Below are 3401 nucleotides of genomic sequence, written 5' to 3'. Positions count from 1 at the left end.
TTTTCACCCTTCCTGCGGCCACGCACGGCCATGGGGGCAGCAGCGGATATCGAAAGCTGGTTGCAGGATCCTGCGTCGGTCAGTGCCTACGAAAAGCAGCGTGCGGACCTTGGCGATGAGCCGTCCGACGAAGCGCTGCTCGCCGCACGCCTACTTCCCGATCCGCGTCTTGTTCGCCTTCGGGTCTATCAGACCAATTCGACGCACAAATCGATGTCAGCGATCCGGCAAGGCTCAATGTTGCTCGTCAAGGATGTCGATTTTCATACCGTCGAAGCCCAGTTCCACGAGGCGGTGTTCACCCATGCCTCGACAAGTCCGAACCAGCAGCTGATCGCCAGTCTCGACGTTGCACGCCGGCAGATGGAGCTCGATGGGTATGGGTTGGTGATGAACGCGATCGAGATCGCTCTCAAGATCCGTCGGGCGATCAACGAACATCCGCTGATTTCGAAGTATTTCCGCGTTCTCGGTGCGGATGAGATGATCCCTGCGCAGTATCGCCAGTCAGGGTTCAAGGACTACCTGGCACCGGGTGCGACCTGGGCCACGGCGGTGAAAGCCATGAACGAAGACGAATTCTACCTCGATCCCACGCGTATGACGCTGGTATGTGGAACGGCTGGCTTTGACGGAACCCAATTCAAGGGGCTGCTGGCCAACGAGTACGATATCCAGCTGAACAAGACGTCGCGAAACAGCGTGCTTTTGCAGTCCAACATCAACAATACCCGCAGTGATATCGCGCATCTCGTTCGCGTCCTGGTCGAGATCTGCCGTGGTATCGAAAAACGGCTTGCCGATGGCGGCGAGGGCGAGCGGGCTGCCTTCGCTGCACGGGTAAAGTCGCTGATGACGGATGTGCCGGACCTTCCAAATTTCAGTCACTTCCACGCGTTGTATCGCGGTGACGCGGGACGCACGTCGCCCGAAGGCGACATGCGAGCCGCCTTCTTCCACGCCTATGATGCTTCGGTCTGCGAATACGTACCGCTGATCGGAGCCGAGTGCGACAAGCGGCTGAAGGAAGGTCCGGAAATGGTCTCGGCCAACTTCGTCATCCCCTATCCCCCGGGGTTCCCTATCATGGTGCCGGGTCAGGTCCTGACGCAGGAGACGATCGACTTCATGCGGAAGCTGGATGTGAAGGAGATCCATGGCTACGAGAAGGCAAGGGGTCTGAAGCTGGTCAAACCTGATGCAGTTGCGGCCAAGGCGAAACGATCGGCGAAAGCACGGTAGTGCCGGAGCTTCCACGGGTCCGCGGGCTGCTATCCGGACGAACTCGACCCCCAATGCTTTGCATGGATTGCCGGTTTGCATGAACGTTTGGGGTCGGCGGTAAAGGTGCCCTTGGCCCTTGATTGAGGTGGGAGGGAGTTCGTCTGGTCATGATTTGGATCGAGCAATTCCTGGTCAAGTATCCTGAGCTTGCCGTATTCCTTGCAATCAGCATCGGGTACCTGATCGGAGGCCTCAAGTTCGGAGGTTTCAGTCTGGGTCCGGTCACCGGCTCGTTGTTCGCCGGTATCCTCATCGGTCAGTTCGCCGATGTTCCGATTGCCGGGATGGCGAAGTCGCTGCTTTTTCTCCTGTTTCTTTTCGGTATCGGCTACTCAGTCGGGCCGCAGTTCTTGCAGGCCTTGAAACGGGACGGCATGAAGCCTGTCCTGCTTGCGGTGGTCGTCTGTGTGACCGGGCTGGTCACAGCCGTCGTGGTCGCGAAAATCCTTGGCTTGGACCCTGGTTTTGGAGCCGGGCTTTTGTCGGGCGCGCTCACTGAAAGTCCGGCAATGGGCACTGCCACCGAAGCGATCAACGCCTTGCCGCTGCCCGAGGCGGATCGCGCACGGTTTGTCGCCCACATCGCCGTGGCCGACGCTGTTTGCTACGTATTCGGCGCTGTTGGCGTCATCCTGTTTTGCAGCGTTGTCGGTCCAAAATTGCTTGGCATCGACCTCGTCGCCGAGGCGCTAAAACTTGAGAAAGAATACGGGATAACCCGAAAGGCCACCGGGGTCGCGTCCGCCTGGCACAGGTTCGAAATTCGCGCCTACCGGATAGCGGAGGGCGCGCCGATCGCCGGTCGATCGGTCGTCGATGCCGAGGCAACATTTCCGGAGCATCGACTATTCATTCAACGCCTGCGACGCGGGGGCTTAATCCTTGAGGCCGCTCCCGAGCTTGTGATTGAACCTGGCGATATCGTTGCGGTGTCCGGAACACGAGAGGTGCTGGTCACCGTCCTTGGTCAGCGCTCCGAGGAAGTCGAGGATCGTGAGCTGTTGGACGTGCCGATATCGGTGACCGACGTGTTGCTGACGAGCCCTGAACTTAATGGCCGAAGCATTGCGGATGTGGCGACAGAAGGCTGGACAAGAAGCCTCTATCTGCGAACGATCAGTCGTGGCGGCCAGGACATTCCTCTTGCGCCAGGGATCACAATGCAGCGCGGGGATATCCTTCGCCTCGTCGGCCCGGAACCGGTCGTGGTGAGCGCCGCCAAGCGCATTGGTGTCGTGGTCGCGCCGGCCACTGCAACGGACTTCCTGGTCCTCGGCCTTGCGATCTTCCTGGGCGGACTTGTCGGCGTTCTCGTCACGTTTCCCATCGGAGACATGAGGATTTCGCTGAGCACCAGTGTGGGCACACTCCTCGCCGGATTGGTGGTGGGGCACCTGCGCACGCGCTTTCCACTTTTTGGTCGCATACCGGATGCTGCGGTGTCACTCATGACCGCGCTTGGTCTTGCCGCCTTCGTCGCGATGACTGGCCTTCATGCAGGTCCGGTATTTGGCCCCGCTATCGCGGAAGCGGGTGTCGGGCTCCTGGTCGGCGGCATCATCGTCACAATGGTTCCATTGATCGTAGGCCTTTACTTTGGACGCTACGTGCTTGGCATGAACCCCATACTGTTGTTGGGTGGACTAGCCGGCGCGCAGACCATGACGGCCGGCATGGCCGCCGTCCAGGACAGGTCGGGGAGCTCGGTAGCAGTCCTTGGTTACACGCCTGCAGTGCCTATCGGCCATATACTGCTCACCACATGGGGGACGGTGATCGTGGGTATCATCGCCGGATAAGAAGCCAATAATCTAATCGATCAGCGGCAAAACAAGTGCACGACGAGAATTTGCAACAGACTTCTAAAGTAAAGTGGCGAATACTGACTGCGGACCGACAAGGCGAATCGCCCGTGACTGAAAGGTGCTTTTGATGCGGCATGTATTACACGTAGTCTCACCCGCACTTTTCAGCGTGGCACTGGGGGTTGCGGCACCTGCTTCGGCCCAGGAGCCAGCAAAGCCGGCGCAGGCCAGCAAGGAAGCCGAGCATTGGATACCGAAGCTGCGGCTCGGCGACGACAATGCTTATTTCGAATTCTACGGTCAGATCAACAA

1 protein-coding gene and 2 pseudogenes are annotated in these 3401 nt (G+C 59.1%); all 3 read left to right on the top strand.

From position 1 onward, the window contains the following. Positions 1-1242 (top strand): annotated as a pseudogene (locus tag IB262_RS35260) (decarboxylase); the annotation flags it as partial. A 149-nt stretch (positions 1243-1391) separates the two neighbouring features. Next, positions 1392-3083 carry an aspartate-alanine antiporter gene (aspT, locus tag IB262_RS35255; RefSeq protein WP_090428436.1) on the top strand — a complete coding sequence of 564 codons (1692 nt, stop codon included), beginning with the start codon at positions 1392-1394 and terminating at the stop codon, positions 3081-3083. A gap of 133 nt (positions 3084-3216) precedes the next feature. Next, a pseudogene (locus IB262_RS35800) lies at positions 3217-3401 on the top strand (hypothetical protein); the annotation flags it as partial.

It is taken from the genome of Ensifer sp. ENS02 (genome assembly GCF_014851885.1).
Lineage (GTDB): Bacteria > Pseudomonadota > Alphaproteobacteria > Rhizobiales > Rhizobiaceae > Ensifer > Ensifer adhaerens.
The sequence above is the reverse complement of the archived record's forward strand: the minus strand, read 5'-3'. Positions and strand labels throughout refer to the sequence as shown.